Origin of the sequence: Mesorhizobium sp. 131-3-5 (genome assembly GCF_016756575.1) — a bacterium.
GTDB lineage: Bacteria > Pseudomonadota > Alphaproteobacteria > Rhizobiales > Rhizobiaceae > Mesorhizobium > Mesorhizobium jarvisii.
Genome location: NZ_AP023254.1, coordinates 4,150,686 through 4,166,716 on the forward strand (window position 1 = coordinate 4,150,686; position 16,031 = coordinate 4,166,716).

16 protein-coding genes are annotated in these 16,031 nt (G+C 62.5%); 12 read left to right on the forward strand and 4 right to left on the reverse strand.

What is annotated here, in order from left to right; translation table 11 throughout:
• Positions 1–62: 62 nt before the first annotated feature.
• Complete coding sequence (locus JG747_RS20165; protein ID WP_019858321.1) at positions 63–566, reverse strand: SixA phosphatase family protein; 504 nt, start codon at positions 564–566, stop codon at positions 63–65.
• Positions 567–811: 245 nt separating this feature from the next.
• Here JG747_RS20165 and dksA point away from each other — a divergent pair, with 245 nt between their 5' ends.
• Positions 812–1,228 carry an RNA polymerase-binding protein DksA gene (dksA, locus tag JG747_RS20170; protein WP_010909647.1) on the forward strand — a complete coding sequence of 139 codons (417 nt, stop codon included), beginning with the start codon at positions 812–814 and terminating at the stop codon, positions 1,226–1,228.
• Positions 1,229–1,379: 151 nt separating this feature from the next.
• On the opposite strand, the gene JG747_RS20175 is transcribed toward dksA, so the two are convergent.
• Positions 1,380–2,120: a flagellar biosynthetic protein FliO gene (locus JG747_RS20175; RefSeq protein WP_064985664.1), complete on the reverse strand. Its 741-nt coding sequence runs from the start codon at positions 2,118–2,120 to the stop codon at positions 1,380–1,382.
• A 318-nt stretch (positions 2,121–2,438) separates the two neighbouring features.
• On the opposite strand from JG747_RS20175, the gene cckA reads away from it, so the two are divergent.
• Positions 2,439–5,015, forward strand: a complete 2,577-nt coding sequence (cckA, locus tag JG747_RS20180) for a cell cycle histidine kinase CckA (protein ID WP_019858318.1) — start codon at positions 2,439–2,441, stop codon at positions 5,013–5,015.
• A 90-nt stretch (positions 5,016–5,105) separates the two neighbouring features.
• The gene (locus tag JG747_RS20185) at positions 5,106–5,819 is read left to right on the forward strand and encodes a purine-nucleoside phosphorylase (RefSeq protein WP_202359887.1); all 714 of its coding nucleotides are present in this window, start codon (positions 5,106–5,108) and stop codon (positions 5,817–5,819) included.
• On the opposite strand, the gene JG747_RS20190 is transcribed toward JG747_RS20185, so the two are convergent.
• Entirely contained in the window at positions 5,816–6,121 is a 306-nt protein-coding gene (locus JG747_RS20190) for a ribbon-helix-helix domain-containing protein (RefSeq protein ID WP_038646966.1), read from the reverse strand. The genes JG747_RS20185 and JG747_RS20190 overlap by 4 nt on opposite strands.
• Before the next feature lie 253 nt (positions 6,122–6,374).
• Between JG747_RS20190 and JG747_RS20195 the strand changes: the two genes are divergently transcribed.
• From JG747_RS20195 to JG747_RS20205, 3 genes are all read left to right on the forward strand, one after another.
• The gene (locus tag JG747_RS20195) at positions 6,375–6,770 is read left to right on the forward strand and encodes a VOC family protein (RefSeq protein ID WP_064985659.1); all 396 of its coding nucleotides are present in this window, start codon (positions 6,375–6,377) and stop codon (positions 6,768–6,770) included.
• Positions 6,771–6,848: 78 nt separating this feature from the next.
• Positions 6,849–7,379, forward strand: coding sequence for a twin-arginine translocation pathway signal (locus JG747_RS20200; RefSeq protein ID WP_019858314.1), 531 nt, complete (start codon positions 6,849–6,851; stop codon positions 7,377–7,379).
• Between the two features lie 48 nt (positions 7,380–7,427).
• Positions 7,428–8,999, forward strand: a complete 1,572-nt coding sequence (locus JG747_RS20205; RefSeq protein WP_202359888.1) for a GMC family oxidoreductase — start codon at positions 7,428–7,430, stop codon at positions 8,997–8,999.
• 61 nt (positions 9,000–9,060) lie between these two features.
• Here the strand turns inward: JG747_RS20205 and JG747_RS20210 are convergent, their stop codons facing one another.
• A complete protein-coding gene (locus tag JG747_RS20210; protein WP_202359889.1) occupies positions 9,061–9,459 on the reverse strand; it encodes a hypothetical protein in 399 nt (132 codons plus the stop codon).
• A gap of 311 nt (positions 9,460–9,770) precedes the next feature.
• Here JG747_RS20210 and urtA point away from each other — a divergent pair, with 311 nt between their 5' ends.
• The 6 genes from urtA to JG747_RS20240 all read left to right on the forward strand — a co-directional run bounded on the left by urtA (position 9,771) and on the right by JG747_RS20240 (position 16,003).
• A complete protein-coding gene (gene urtA / locus JG747_RS20215; protein WP_019858310.1) occupies positions 9,771–11,081 on the forward strand; it encodes an urea ABC transporter substrate-binding protein in 1,311 nt (436 codons plus the stop codon).
• 116 nt (positions 11,082–11,197) lie between these two features.
• A complete protein-coding gene (gene urtB / locus JG747_RS20220) occupies positions 11,198–12,811 on the forward strand; it encodes an urea ABC transporter permease subunit UrtB (RefSeq protein ID WP_038646962.1) in 1,614 nt (537 codons plus the stop codon).
• The gene (gene urtC / locus JG747_RS20225; protein WP_202359890.1) at positions 12,808–14,043 is read left to right on the forward strand and encodes an urea ABC transporter permease subunit UrtC; all 1,236 of its coding nucleotides are present in this window, start codon (positions 12,808–12,810) and stop codon (positions 14,041–14,043) included. The genes urtB and urtC overlap by 4 nt, the downstream gene beginning before the upstream one ends.
• Before the next feature lie 5 nt (positions 14,044–14,048).
• Positions 14,049–14,795, forward strand: coding sequence for an urea ABC transporter ATP-binding protein UrtD (urtD, locus tag JG747_RS20230; protein WP_019858307.1), 747 nt, complete (start codon positions 14,049–14,051; stop codon positions 14,793–14,795).
• Positions 14,796–14,864: 69 nt separating this feature from the next.
• Positions 14,865–15,560, forward strand: a complete 696-nt coding sequence (gene urtE / locus JG747_RS20235; RefSeq protein WP_013895283.1) for an urea ABC transporter ATP-binding subunit UrtE — start codon at positions 14,865–14,867, stop codon at positions 15,558–15,560.
• A 266-nt stretch (positions 15,561–15,826) separates the two neighbouring features.
• Positions 15,827–16,003, forward strand: coding sequence for a hypothetical protein (locus tag JG747_RS20240; RefSeq protein WP_019858306.1), 177 nt, complete (start codon positions 15,827–15,829; stop codon positions 16,001–16,003).
• The last annotated feature ends 28 nt before the right edge of the window (positions 16,004–16,031 follow it).

The following is a 16,031-nucleotide window of genomic DNA, read 5'->3' on the forward strand; positions in this document are numbered from 1 at the left end:
GAGCGGTTTTCCCGGGAAGAGCGCATAGCGCTTTCCCTTGGAAATTGCGCCAAAACAGGGAGTTAGAGATCGGCCGGTGTCAGGAACGCTTCGAGATAGCCCGTGTCCTGGCCTGCTTTCGTCAGATTGTCCAGGAAACGCACGACAGCCAGGCCCGAGGTCGGGAAACCATGGTTGAGCATCGCCCGCGCCGCCTCGTCGCCATCGCCCGAGACCGCCATGGCGAGATCCTCCGTCATCGGGTTGTGACCGATGACCAGCAGCGAACCTGGCCCGCCATGCTCCCGGATGAGGCGGAGATAGCCGGCCGCATCTTCGCTATAGAGTGTGTCGAAAAACAAGACCTTGCCGGTATCGGTCTGGCCGGCCAGCCCTTCGAGCGTTTCCTTGGCGCGCCGGGCGTTGGAGCACAATGTCAGGTCGGGGACATAGCCACGCGAGCGCATGGCTGCGCCCATCGTCTCGGCATCGGCGCGGCCGGATGCGTCAAGCGGTCGATCGAAATCGCGCATGCCGGGCAGCGCCCAGCCAGCCTTGGCGTGCCGCAACAGATAGAGCCTGCTCACCCAACCTCCGATGATGCCGAAGCCGCGGTACGATTAGCCACAAGAAGGGCGCCGCGCACAATGGCCCCTTGTTCTTCCGCGCAAAGAATCAGCGGCACTTTCTCCATCGAATCAGCGACATCTCGCTCCAATGGGTGCCGCGGGGGAACTTTAACAATTGCGTGAGTCGGTGACTGATTGCGCTTGTGCAGGCGTCGGGCGGCGAATATATAAGCGCCAAATTTGGGGCAGTTTGGGTGAGTCGAATGAACGACATCGTTACCGCCGATTACGTACCCTCCGAAGACGAGCCGTTCATGAACGAGCGGCAGAAATCCTACTTCCGCCTGAAGCTCGTCACCTGGAAAAATGACATATTGCGCGAAGCGCGCGAAACTCTCGAAATCCTGCAGCAGGAAAACGCCAACCACCCCGACCTCGCCGACCGCGCCTCTTCCGAAACAGACCGCGCCATCGAGCTCAGGGCTCGCGACCGTCAGCGCAAACTCATCGCGAAGATCGATTCGGCGCTGCAGCGCATCGACGAGGGCACTTACGGCTATTGCGAGGAAACCGGCGAGCCGATCGCGCTGAAACGGCTCGACGCCCGTCCGATAGCCACCTTGTCGATCGAAGCGCAGGAACGGCATGAGCGCCGCGAAAAAGTCTATCGCGACGACTGACGCATTGCTTCTGGACTGCATCTCAAGGCAGTTACAAGTGAAGTCATTGTCAAAAATGGCCGGGTTTTCCGGCCATTTTTGTTGGCTGTATCACAAATCCGTTGCAGCAAGCGAAAGCAAAACCCGGCCGGCGGGGCGCCTCAGGCGGCAATCATTTCTTCTGGCTTGAAAGTTCGCCCAGAAGCCTGGTCATTTCATCGTCGAGCGATTGCGGCGCCTTGGCCACCGGTTTGCCAACCGGACCACCGGATCGCGGCTGGTCGAGCGAAACCTCCAGGTCCTTCATGAGCGCGTCGTCGATACTGTTCTGCGGTGGCGGTGGCGCGTGCCTGACAGCATTGGCGTTGGCGGAGCCATAGGCAGGCAGCGGCGTGACGTTGGTCGATTGATAGGGTTGCGCCGGTTTCGGTGCGGGGGCTGGGGCTGGTGGTGGCGCTGCCGGGCGCGGGCGGGCAGGCGGCGCCGAGGTCGCCGGCTGCGGCGCAGGTCGTGCCGGTGCGGGAGCCGGTTGAGGCGGCCGCGGTTTTGCCGCCGGGGCCGCGGTGGCCGGGACGGGCTGCAGACCGCCATCTCCGGTCAGCGCTGGACGGCGCGGCGCGGCAAGGCGTATGTCGCGTTCGACGACTACGTCGGTCGGACCGCCGATCAGAAGCAGATGTTCGATGTCGTCGCGGCGCACCAGCACCAGCCGACGATGGCTGTCGACGGCGGTGGCGTCCATGACGGCGAGCCGCGTCTTACGGTTCCGGCCACCGGCGACGAACGTGCCGAAGGTCAGGTTGCGGACCAGCCTGATGATGACGAGCACGATGACCAGCAGGATCAGCGCCGCGAAGGTCCACAGGAGTGCCGCCGCATAACCAGGGCCCGCCACGCTATCCAGCCACTGCATTGGTTTCCCCTGATCGGTCTTGGAAAGAGACGCGACACTAGACCGTTGCGGCTGGCCACCGCAAGTTGCCTTTCACGCATCGTGAACAGCTTGAAACACGGCCGGTATCATTTTTATCTGACATTTGCCGCCCGGGCCTTTTCCGGACTGGGAGAATGTGATTCAACCGGCTAAAGCGGGTCGCGCTGAAGCGGATTCACGCGAGGCGCTCTAGGGCCTTGTTTTCGTGCATGTCGTTTTCCCAAAACCGAAGTCACTTTTGGGCGACATGCATTAGGGGCGGGTGTCGGAACGTCGGACTTCACGAGCAGGGGGCATATGGCCAAGGAAGCGCGCGGCGATTTCTATCCGGTACCGATCGTCGACCAGAACACGCGACCGGGTGCGGTCACCCGGCTCATCATCTTCATCGTCGTTCTGACGGGGGCCGCGATCGTCTTCGGTCTGTTCCGCGAGCGCCTAGGCGATCCCTTCCTGCTCGGCATGCTGGGCGTGCTGGCGATGATCGGCGTCGGCTTTCTGTTCGCGACCGCGATCGGCTTCGTACAAGTCACGCCGCGCTCGACTGGCGATGAACTGTCCAAGGCTTTCGTCGATTCGATGGCGCAGGGCCTGCTGGTGACGGACACCAAGGGCCGCGTCGTCTACGCCAACCGTGCCTATGCCGACATGACCGGAGCGTCCTCGGCCGCCGACCTCAAGACGGTCGAAGGGCTCCTTTCGGATGTTCCCGAGGCCTCGGTGACGATTTACCGGCTGGCCTCCGGCCTGCGTGACGGGCAGCCGGGCGACGGCGAGTTTCGGCTGGCGCAGTCGATCCGGCCGGGAGCCGAAGCGGGCGCCCGCTGGTACCGGGCGCGCGCCCGGACCTTCAACGTTCCGGGCCAGCGCCTGCCGATGCTGGCCTGGCAACTCGCCGACATTTCGCAGGAGCGGGCCGAGCAGGAGCGTTTCTTCCTCGACCTGCAGAAGGCCATCGATCACCTCGACCACGCCCCGGCCGGCTTCTTTTCCGCCGACCAGGACGGTCGCGTCACCTACATTAACGCCACGCTCGCGGAATGGCTGGGCATCGATCTTGCCAGCTTCACGCCCGGCGCCGTCACCTTGCCGGATATCGTTGCCGGCGACGGCATGGCTTTGGTGCGCTCGGTCAAGGCCGACCCCGGCACGACGCGCAACGCGGTCATCGATCTTGATTTGACGACGATGACGGGAGAGGCGCTGCCGGTGCGCTTCATGCATCGCGTTTCGGCCAGCCGCGAAGGCATCGGCGGTCCGACGCGCACGATCGTGCTCAACCGCACGCAAGGCGAGGATGCCTCGGCCGATCTGCGCGCCTCGGAAGTGCGCTTCACCCGCTTCTTCAATTCGACGCCGATGGCGATCGCGGGTGTCGATGCCAGCGGGCGCATCCTGCGCACCAACGCACCCTTCCTGTCGCTGTTTTCCTCGGTCGTCGACCGGGATGCCGTGGACCGCCGCGTGAGGCTCGATACGGTAATCCACGAGCGAGAGCGGCCGGCCTTTGCCGCGGCATTCGAGAAGGCCCGGCAGCGGCAGGCCGACATCGAGCCGATCGACACCGTGCTGCCCGGCAACGAGGAGCGGCACATCCGTTTCTACGTCAATGCCGTCGCCGACGGCACCGGCGGCGAGGGCGCAGAGGAATCGGCCATCGTCTACGCCGTCGAGACGACCGAGCAGAAGGCGCTCGAAGGGCAGATGGCACAAAGCCAGAAGATGCAGGCGGTCGGGCAACTCGCGGGCGGCATCGCCCACGACTTCAACAATGTGCTGACCGCCATCATCATGGCGTCGGACCTGCTTTTGACCAATCACCGGCCGTCGGACCCGTCCTTCCCCGACATCATGAATATCAAGCAGAACGCCAATCGGGCGGCTTCACTGGTCAGGCAGTTGCTGGCCTTCTCGCGCAAGCAGACGCTGCGGCCGGAAGTGCTGAACCTCACCGACGTGCTCGCCGATCTCAGGATGCTGCTTGCCCGCCTGGTCGGCAACGACATCAAGCTGAAGATCGACCACGGCCGGGACCTGTGGCCGGTCAGGGTCGATATCGGCCAGTTCGAGCAGGTGGTGGTCAATCTGGCGGTCAATGCGCGCGACGCGATGCCCGCTGGCGGCGATCTCACCGTGCGCACCCGCAACGTCACCGCCGAGGAGTGCAAGATCTTCTCCTATCGCGAACTCGCCGCGGCCGACTATGTCGTGGTCGAGGTCGAAGACACCGGCAGCGGCATCGCGCCGGACGTGCTGAAGAAGATCTTCGAACCGTTCTTCACCACCAAGGAGGTCGGCAAGGGCACCGGCCTTGGCCTGTCCATGGTCTACGGCATCATCAAGCAGACAGGCGGCTTTATTTTCTGCGATTCCGAGGTCGGCAAGGGATCGACCTTCCGCATCTTCCTGCCGCGCCACATCGCGGAAGCGAAGAAGGCGGCCGAACTCGGGGAAACCCCGAGTGCCACGCCGGTCAAGCCGGTCGACAGCACCAAGGACCTGTCGGGGTCGGCCACGGTGCTGCTGGTCGAGGACGAGGATGCCGTGCGCATGGGCGGCATGCGTGCGCTGACCTCTCGGGGCTATACGGTGCATGAGGCATCCTCGGGCGTCGAGGCGCTGGAAGTGTTCGAAGCCCTGGGCGGCAAGGTCGACATCGTCGTTTCGGACGTGGTCATGCCGGAAATGGACGGGCCGACCCTGCTTGGCGAGTTGCGCAAGCGCCAGCCGGATATCAAGTTCGTGTTCGTGTCCGGCTATGCCGAGGACGCCTTCGCCAGGAACTTGCCGGCCGACGCGCATTTCGGCTTCCTGCCGAAGCCGTTCTCGCTCAAGCAACTGGCGACGATCGTTAAGGATATGCTGGAGTCCTAATTTAGCTTTCTCCAATGGTCTGCCTTGCACAACGCCCCGACAGCGCCATGATTGCGGGCGAGAGGGTAGGCGGGCTTGGGGGAGCAGCGATTGACGCCACACATAGAGGCAGGCAAGGGCGACTACGCCGAAACGGTGCTGTTGCCGGGTGACCCGCAGCGCGCCGAATGGATGGCGAAGACATTTCTCGAAGCGCCACGCTGCGTCAATCGCAGGCGGGGTGCTCTCGGCTTTACCGGCCTTTATCGCGGCCGGCCCATCAGCATTCAGGCAACGGGTATCGGGGTTTCGTCGTTCCTGATCTATACCCACGAATTGCTCGACGATTATGGCATCCGAACATTGATCCGCACCGGGACCTGCGGTGGCCTGAGCGCCGAGGTAAAGCTGCGCAGCCTGGTGATCTCGCAATCGGCACGGCCGGAAAACAAGGAGAGTGGCCAGGTCTTTGGCCTTTATGACGCTGACGCCGGTCCGGATCCCGCGTTGCTCGCCCGCGCATTGGCCAAGGCAGCCGAACTCGGCATTGACCACCATGCCGGCCTGACAGTCTGCACCGACATATTCTACCATCCTGAAACGCACGCTCGATATGCCGAGGCAAGGGCACTCGGAGCGCTGGCCGTGGACATGGAAACCAGCGCGCTCTACCGCATCGCGGCGCATTTCGGCGCGAGGGCGTTGTCGCTGTTGACCGTTGTCGACAATCTGGTTACCGGCGAACAGGCCGACTATTCCGAGCGCCAGGCGCTTTTCACCGATATGAGCCGGCTGGCGCTCGAAATCGCTGGGGAAGGGCCCTAGGCAGCTTCCTGCTTCAACGCCATTCGCTCGTCCACGCTGGGCCGATGGCCGCGCAGATAGAGCGCGCAGGTGGTGCGAAGCATGGATGCGAAATTGGGTATCTCGCCGTTGATCTCGATGGCTTCGTCATACAGCTTCGAGATGAATTTCGGCGTCGTCAGGTCCTGGCTGTCGGCGATTTCGTCCAGCAAGGTCCAGAACGTTGCCTCGAGCTGGATGCTGGTCGAATGTCCATCAATGCGGATCGACCGGTTGATCTGGCGATAGCCTTCCGGATCCTGTGCGGCAAACACTCTGCACATTGGTACCTCCCGTTTTTGTTGGTCTTGGGCGTCGACGGAGCCATCGGCGCCTTTTGAACACTGCCTGCGATTTCATCTTCGACCGGACCGTCGATAACGGCAATCAGACTTTCGTCCTTATGGCGATGGCCTCCCTGGAATCTTGGGCGACACTAGCCATTTTCAAGCCGCATGCGTGGTAATCGGCTGCCACCACCTTTTTTCGCCGGCGCGCATAATCGGCTTCGAAAGTACGAACGCTGCGGGGTCTGATTTGGCGAAGGCAATCCACACCATGATCCGGGTTATCGACGAGGCCCGGTCCATCGACTTCTACACCAGGGCGTTCGGGCTGGAGGTTGCCCAGCGGCTGGATTTCGAGACCTTCACGCTGATCTATCTCAGCAATACCGATACGCCTTTCGAAGTTGAGCTCACCGTCAACAAGGGGCGGCAGGAGCCTTATGCGCTTGGCGACGGCTATGGCCACCTGGCCGTCTCTGTCGCCGATCTCGACAGCGAACATGACCGGCTCGGTGCGCTCGGCTTCAATCCGAAGAAGATCGTCGAGTTCAACCGCGACGGGTCGCTCATCGCACGCTTTTTCTTCATCGAGGACCCCGACGGCTACAAGATCGAGGTCCTGCAGCGAGGGGGGCGCTTCCAATAGGGGACAACCCGCCGCGTGCACCGGCGCGGCGCCAGCAACGGCACCCGAAGGGTGCGAACAGCAAGCAGGGAGGAAACTATGGTCACGATCTATGACGGAAAGCCTGGACTTTCACGTCGCGAGCTTCTCAAACGCGGCAGCATCGGCGCGTTGCTCGTCATCTCCGGCAGCGCGGTCATCAGCCCGGAACAGGCCTGGGGGCTTGAAACCTCGGCGCTGAAGCCCGAGACGATGGCGACACTGATCCAAGTGGCGCGCGACATCTATCCGCACGACCAGGTGCCGGACAAATATTACGCTATCGCCGTCAAAGGCCATGACGAGACAGCCGCCAAGGATCCTGCCCACAAGGAGCTGATCGAGAAGGGCATCGCCGATCTCGACAGCAAGGCTGGCAAGGGTGGTTATCGCGGGCTCGGCTGGGAAGAGCAGCGTGTGGCGCTGCTCACCGAGATCGAGAAGACGCCTTTCTTCCAGGCGGTGCGCGGTGGTCTCGTCGTCAGTCTCTACAACCAGAAAGAGGTGTGGCCGATCTTCGGCTACGAGGGCGAGTCCTACTCCAAGGGCGGCTACATCGCGCGCGGTTTCAACGACATCGAGTGGCTCTGAGCCGCTCTGTCCGTAACCGCTTTTTGACCGATCTCATGGGAGGAAACCATGGCAGCACAATTTGATCTCAAGAATGACGGCGTGGTCGTCATCATCGGCTCGGGCGCCGGCGGCGGCACGCTCGGCAACGAACTGGCGCAGAAGGGCATCGATGTCGTCATCCTCGAGGCGGGCGCCCGCCACGAATATGAGGACTTCATCAATGACGAGTGGGATTCGTTCGCCCAGCTCGCCTGGAAGGACAAGCGCACCACATCCGGCGACTGGCGTGTGGCGAAGGATTTCCCGAACCTGCCGGCCTGGATCGTCAAATCGGTCGGCGGCTCAACCACGCACTGGGCCGGCGCGTCGCTGCGCTTCCAGGAGCATGAGTTCAAGACGCTGTCGACTTACGGCAAGCAGGCCGGCGCCAATCTTTTGGACTGGCCGATTTCGCTGGCCGAGATGGAGCCTTATTACGCCAAGGCGGAAGCCAAGATGGGCGTGACCGGCACCAATGACTGGCCGCGGCTGCCGGGCAACAACAATTTCAAGGTGTTGAAGGCCGGCGCCGACAGGCTCGGCTACAAGGAATGCCATACCGGCAACATGGCGATCAACTCGGTCGAACGCGACGACCGCAACTCCTGCCAGCAGACCGGCTTCTGCTTCCAGGGCTGCAAATGGGGCGCCAAATGGTCGACCCTCTATACCGAAATCCCCAAGGGCGAAGCGACAGGCCACCTCGAAGTGCGGCCGAACGCCATGGTGATCAAGATCAACCATGATGCCAAGGGGAAGGTGACCGGCGTCGTCTATGCCGACAAGGACGGCAAGTTGCAGGAGCAGAAGGCCCGTATCGTCGCGGTGGCCGGCAATTCGATCGAAAGCCCGCGCCTGCTGCTCAATTCGCAATCGAGCAAATTTCCGCATGGGCTCGCGAATTCATCAGGGCAGGTGGGCAAGAACTACATGCGCCACACCACCGGATCGGTCTATGCCATCTTCGACAAACCGGTGCACATGTATCGCGGCACCACCATGGCCGGCATCATCCGCGACGAGGCGCGGCATGATCCGTCACGTGGCTTCGTCGGCGGCTACGAGTTCGAGACGCTGTCGCTTGGATTGCCGTTCATGGCGGCTTTCCTCAACCCTGGCGGCTGGGGGCGCTCCTTCACCACCGCGCTTGATCACTATGACCATATGGCAGGCCTGTGGATCGTCGGCGAGGACATGCCGCGCGAGGAGAACCGCATCACGCTGCATGCCGATGAGAAGGACGAACACGGCATGCCGATCGCCGACGTGCATTTCGACGATCACCCGAACGACACGGCGATGCGCAACCATGCCTATAAGCAGGCTTCAGCGCTTTACGATGCGGTCGGTGCGACGCGCACCTTCCCGACGCCGCCCTATCCCTCGACCCACAATCTGGGCACCAACCGGATGAGCGAGAAGGCGGAGCATGGCGTCGTCAACAAGCATGGCCAGACGCACGACATCAAGAACCTGTTCGTGTCGGACGGCAGCCAGTTCACGACGGGTGCCGCCGAAAACCCGACCTTGACCATCGTGTCGCTGGCGATCCGCCAAGCCGACTACATCGCCGCCCAGATGTCGGCGAGAAGCATCTAGTCCACCTCCCGACTGCCTGCTGGCGCGGGACCCGACAGGGTTCCGCGCCTTTTTTGGGCGTTCAGCCCCTTGTGCAGGTCGAGGCGGTGAAGGCTCCGTCGGGCTGCTTCATGATGATGTCGAAGGAGGGCGGGTTCTGGCCGTCCAGTGTCGCCTGGGTCATCGACAGCGAGTTGCCGCCGGCGGTGTAGCCGCCGAGCGGTCCCAGCCAGGTGATCTCGCCGGTTGCGTTCATCTGATAGTTGTAGGCCTGCTGGGCGGTTCCGAAGGTTACAGGGCCTGTATAGACGTTCCCCTTGATGGTGATGTCGCCGAGGTCGAGGAACATGCCGAGCAGGTAGACTTCGCAGTGATAGGTGCCGTCAGGCATCTTGCCGTCGCTGAAGTCGGCCTGTGCGGCGCCGGTCGCTGCCGCCAGAAGCGCGGTGCCGACAAAAATGCGTGAAATCAGGGATGCCATGACGTCGCTCGGTTGAGCAGGGAGCTTGCCCTATTTTTGCGCTGGGCCGCAACATTTGTCGCCCCGCCCACGCGCGGAGGCCAAAATCTAGGCATTTGGTGAAATTGGGCAAAATTTGGGCAGATGCTGTGTGCGCTGCGCAAATTTCCCTCAACCAATTCTTAACCGGCTCTCTTATGTTTGTTCAATCTAATATAATAGTCGTCTGATAATGTTGGTCTATTTGCCGTTTTTCAGCGCCCCGTCAGCGGTTGGCATGGGGGTTGCATTGTATCGTTGCGGTGCAATCAACCAGCTTGGGAGTCTTCCGTATGAGGGGTAATTTCTCGACAATAACAAAAATGTTTTCGGCGAGCGTGGTTGCCGCCGGCCTGTTGATGTCGGCTCCCGCCAGGGCGGCCGACGATACGATCAAGGTCGGCATTCTCCATTCGCTGTCGGGGACGATGGCGATTTCGGAGACGACGCTGAAGGACGCCATGCTGATGCTCATCGATGAGCAGAACGCCAAGGGCGGCCTGCTCGGCAAGAAGCTTGAAGCCGTCGTCGTCGATCCGGCTTCCAACTGGCCGCTGTTCGCCGAAAAGGCGCGCGAGCTGATTTCGAAGGATAAGGTCGCGGCGGTGTTCGGCTGCTGGACCTCGGTGTCGCGCAAATCGGTGCTGCCGGTGTTCTCCGAGCTCGACAACATCCTGTTCTATCCCGTCCAGTATGAGGGCGAGGAGAGCGAGCGCAACGTGTTCTACACGGGCGCCGCGCCCAACCAGCAAGCCATTCCGGCGGTCGACTATCTGATGAGCGAGGATGGCGGCTCGGTGAAGCGCTGGGTGCTGGAAGGCACCGACTACGTCTATCCGCGCACCACCAACAAGATCCTCGAAGCCTATCTGAAGGCCAAGGGCGTCGCGGCCGAAGACATCATGGTCAACTACACGCCGTTTGGTTTTTCCGACTGGCAGACCGAAGTCTCGGCGATCAAGAAGTTCGGTTCGGCCGGCAAGAAGACCGCCGTCGTCTCGACCGTCAACGGCGACGCCAACGTGCCGTTCTACAAGGAACTCGGCAACCAGGGCATCAAGGCCGAGGATATCCCGGTCATGGCCTTCTCGGTCGGCGAGGAAGAGCTGGCCGGTCTCGACACCGCACCGCTGGTCGGCCATCTCGCCGCGTGGAACTACTTCGAGAGCGTCGACACACCCGAAAACAAGAAGTTCATCGCCGACTGGCACAAGTTCATCAAGAACGACAAACGCACCACTAACGACCCGATGGAAGCCCACTATATCGGCTTCAACATGTGGGTGAAGGCGGTGGAGAAGGCCGGCACCACCGATCCCGACAAGGTCATCGACGCCATGATTGGCGTTTCGGTGCCGAACCTGACGGGCGGCTATTCGACGATGATGCCGAACCATCACATCACGAAGCCGGTGCTGATCGGCGAAATCCAGGCCGACGGCCAGTTCGAGACGGTTTCGCGCACGCCGGGCCTGGTGATGGGCGACGAATGGTCCGACTACCTGCCGGACTCCAAGGATTTGATCTCCGATTGGCGCAAGCCTCTGTCGTGCGGCAACTTCAACGTTGCCACCGGCAAGTGCGGCGGCAAGGGAACGAACTGATCCTCCCCGGGCTGACTAGTCAGACCCGGGCTGACCTAGTCGGACCGCGCGCGTCCGGACGGTTTCCTCCACCGTCCGGACGCCCAATTCAACCTCCAAGGGGTTAACAGAAGCCGATGACGTTGATCCGCACGGGCCTGACACTGCTGTTCCTGCTGGCGACGCTGTCGTCTTCGGGCGCGGCGGAAGCCGACCTGCGCGCCATCATCGCCAAATTCGCGACGGCCAAGGGCTTTTCGGAGATCGGAGCTGTCGTCCATGAACTGGCGGCTGCCGGTGACCCGGCCGTCGAGCGGCCGCTTGCCGCGCTCGCCGACGGCAACCTCTATGTCCGCAAGGCCGATTCCCTGGTCTTCGTCGGCAAGGAAGCCGGCGAAAGGGTCCAGCTTTTCGATCCGCTGAGCAGCGAAGCATCCGGCGAGGCGGCCAAGGACGACATCACCAAGATCAAGGTCAACAACACGCTGCGCCGCGTCATTCGCGATGCGCTGGGCACGCTGACGCTTGGCGCCAAGGACCCGACTGTCCGCATCGCCGCCGCCGACACCATGTTCAAGACGCCCGACGCGGCCAATATCGAACCGCTCGACGCGGCGATCGCCAAGGAGACGGTTGCCAGCGTCAAGGCTCTGCTGGAGCAGGCCCGCGCTGCCTCGATCCTTGTCTCGGACCGGCCTGAAGCCGACAAGCTGGCAGCCATCGCGCTGATCGGCGCGCGCGGCGACCGTGACGCGGTTTCGCTGCTCACCTCGGTCGAGGCCAACGCCTCGGGAGCGGTGAAGGAAGCCGCGACAGCCGCGATCGCCAACATCAATTCGACATTGGCGCTTTGGGATGCCGGGCAGAACATCTGGTACGGCATTTCGCTGGGCTCGGTGCTGCTGCTCGCGGCGATCGGGCTTGCCATCACCTTCGGGGTCATGGGCGTCATCAACATGGCGCATGGCGAGATGGTGATGCTCGGCGCCTACACCACCTTCGTCGTCCAGCAGGTGATCCGCACATCGTTTCCCGGCCTGTTCGACTGGTCGCTGGTCATCGCGCTGCCGCTCGCCTTTCTGGTCGCCGCACTCGTCGGCCTCGCCATCGAACGCGGCGTCATCCGTTTCCTCTACGGCCGGCCGCTGGAGACGCTGCTGGCGACCTGGGGCGTGTCGCTGATCCTGCAGCAGGCGGTGCGCTCGATCTTCGGGCCGACCAACCAGGAGGTTGGTAATCCCTCCTGGATGTCGGGCTCGTTCGATATCGGCCAGCTGGCCATTACCTGGAACCGGCTCTGGATCCTGGTCTTCGCGCTGACCGTCTTCGGCGTCCTGCTCTATGTGATGAAGCGCACGCCCTGGGGGCTGCAGATGCGCGCCGTCACCGCCAACCGGCGCATGGCCGCCTCGATGGGCATCAGGACGCCGTGGGTCGACGCGCTGACCTTCGCGCTCGGATCCGGCATTGCCGGCATTGCCGGTGTCGCGCTCAGCCAGATCGACAATGTCTCGCCCAATCTCGGCCGCGGCTACATCATCGACAGTTTCATGGTCGTCGTCTTCGGCGGCGTCGGCAATCTCTGGGGCACGCTGGTCGGTGCGTTTTCGCTTGGCATCGTCAACAAGTTCCTCGAGCCCTATGCCGGCGCCGTGCTCGGCAAGATCGTCGTGCTGGTGCTGATCATCCTGTTCATCCAGAAGCGCCCCCGCGGCCTGTTCGCGCTCAAGGGCAGGGCGGTGGAAGCATGATCACGGGACGCTTCTTCGCCGCCGGCGCCGACCGCCGCATCGCCATCACCATCTTCATCCTGTTGGCCGCGGCGATTGTCGTGCCGCTGCTCAACCTTGCGGTATCGCCAACCAGCGCCCTCCACGTCCCGGCCTATATCGTGGCGCTGACCGGCAAATATCTCTGCTATGCGCTGCTGGCGCTCTCCCTCGACCTGGTCTGGGGCTATTGCGGCATACTTTCGCTCGGCCACGGCGCCTTCTTCGCGCTCGGCGGCTATGCGATGGGCATGTATCTGATGCGCCAGATCGGCTCGCGCGGTGTCTATGGCAACCCGATCCTGCCCGATTTCATGGTGTTCCTAAACTACAAGGAATTGCCGTGGTTCTGGCATGGCTTCGACCATTTCTGGTTTGCGGCGATCATGGTGCTGGCGGTGCCCGGCCTGCTCGCCTTCGTCTTCGGCTGGTTCGCCTTCCGCAGCCGTGTCACCGGCGTCTATCTCTCCATCATCACCCAGGCGATGACCTATGCGCTGCTGCTGGCCTTCTTCCGCAACGATATGGGTTTCGGCGGCAATAACGGCCTGACAGATTTCAAGGACATTCTGGGCTTCAACGTTCAGGCCGACGCAACGCGTTCGGCGCTGTTCGCCGCCAGCGCGGTGATGCTGGCGCTCGCCGTGTTCATCACCTGGGCGATCGTCGGCTCCAAATACGGTAAGCTCCTGATGGCGGTGCGTGACGCCGAAAGCCGCACGCGCTTCCTCGGCTGGCGGGCGGAGAATGTGAAACTGTTCGCCTTCACCGTCTCGGCCGTCATGGCCGGCATTGCCGGCGCGCTTTACGTGCCGCAGGTCGGCATCATCAATCCCGGTGAGTTCGAACCGTCCAATTCGATCGAGGTGGTGATCTGGGCCGCCGTCGGCGGGCGCGGCACCATCGTCGGGCCGATCATCGGCGCGCTTCTGGTCAATGCCGGCAAATCCTGGTTCACCGGCGTGCTGCCGGAATTGTGGCTGTTTGCGCTCGGCGGCCTGTTCGTCGCCGTCACCTTGCTCTTGCCGAAGGGCATCATCGGCATGTGGGACAGCTGGCGCGGCAATGCGAAGGCGCTGCGGGCGGCCTCCGTCGCTGAAGAGGCCGGCACCAAGGTCGTAGTGGCGTCCGCGACCTCGAGGCCCGCTCGCTCGCCGGCGAGGAATCCGGGCGAGTGGTCCTTGTCCGACCCTGAACCGCAGGCGGCGGAGTAGCGACCATGAGCAAGTCGAACACCATCCTCTATCTCGACGGCGTCTCGGTCTCCTTCGACGGTTTTCGCGCCATCAACAATCTGTCGCTGGTGCTCGACAAGGGCGAGATGCGCGCCATCATCGGCCCCAACGGCGCCGGCAAGACGACGATGATGGACATCGTCACCGGCAAGACGCGGCCCGACGAGGGCGAAGTGTTCTTCGACGGCCAGGTGGATCTCACCAGGCATGACGAGGCCGAGATCGCCATGATGGGCATCGGCCGCAAATTCCAGAAGCCGACGGTCTTCGAAAGCCATACGATCGAGGACAATCTCATGCTGGCGCTGAAGGGGCCGCGTTCGATCTTCCCGGCGCTGTTCCACCGTCGCTCTGCGGCCGAGGCGCGGCAGATCGACGACATTCTCGGCGTCATCCGGCTGGGCGACAAGCGCCACGAGCTGGCCGCCAATCTCAGTCACGGCCAGAAACAGTGGCTGGAGATCGGCATGCTTCTGGCGCAGGACCCGAAATTGCTTTTGGTCGACGAGCCGGTCGCGGGCATGACCGATGCGGAGACCGAAGAGACCGCGCGGCTGCTCAAGGACATTGCGCGCGACCATTCGGTCATCGTCGTCGAGCACGACATGCATTTCGTGCGCGAACTCGGCGTCAAGGTCACCTGCCTGCACGAAGGCTCGGTGCTGTCGGAAGGCACGCTCGATTTCGTCTCAGCCGACGAACGTGTCGTCGAAGTCTATCTGGGGAGATGAGCATGATCTGGCGGGTGCAATTTCATCGCTTCGATCTGTCGTTTCTCCGGTTCTGGAGAAGGCGCTGACATGCTCGAAGTTTCCAACGCCACGCTCCACTACGGCGCCGCCCAGGCGCTGCGCGGCGTTTCGCTGAAGGCGGGCGCCGGCAAGATCACTTGTGTGCTCGGCCGCAACGGCGTCGGCAAGACCAGTTTGATGAGATCGATCGTCGGCCACCACCGGCTGACGAGCGGAAGCGTTGCCTTCGAGGGGAAGGCGCTCGACCGGAGCGCGGCGTATGACCGCGCCCGGTCGGGCATCGCATTCGTGCCGCAGGGCAGGGAGATCTTTCCCCTGCTCACGGTGCGCGAAAACCTGGAATCCGGCTTTGCGCCATTGAAGCGTGCCGACCGCAACGTGCCGGCGCATGTCTTCGAGCTGTTTCCGGTGCTGAAGCAGATGCTTGGCCGCCGCGGCGGCGACCTTTCGGGCGGTCAGCAGCAGCAGCTCGCCATCGGCAGGGCGCTGGTGATGCGGCCGAAGCTGCTGGTGCTGGATGAGCCCACCGAAGGCATCCAGCCGTCGATCATCAAGGACATCGGCCGCGCCATCCGCTATTTGCGCGACCAGGCTGGTATCGCGGTGCTGCTGGTCGAACAATATCTCGACTTCTGCCGCGAGCTTGCCGACGAGGTCAACATCATGGACCGGGGCCAGATCGTCCATACTGGCCCGGCGGAAGATCTAGACCGGGCTGACGTCCGCAAGTTCCTTACCGTCTAGAATCGGTGCTGGACTTCAGCTGACGATCCAAAGTCCTTGGCAAGTCCAATATTCTTTCATCCAGCGATCCGCATCTCTGGCGCGCCAGAGGCGGCATGCTAGTCTTTTGTTGGCTTTGTGAGTCGGCCGCTTCCGTATCAGTCTGGTTATCGCAGATCGAGGGCGCGGCGAAGGCCGGCAAGTTCCACGCAAGCAAGGCTTCCTAGCTTCCCTCCTGCGATCTTTGTCGTTCAAACGCGTTTGGGCACACAGGCTAAGGGACAGCCATGGAACGTTTCGTCGAGGACTACCAGAAGCGGCGGCTTACCGAGCGGGTCGACATCATCGCGGCCATCAACATTTTGAGGTCACAGGGCTGCGAATACGACGACCTGATCGAGGAGATCACCAAGGTGTTCTACGTCGACCTCGATACTTTCAATGAAATCGTGATGGCGGCCTAAAGCGCGTCGCGTCTGAATGGATTCCTGC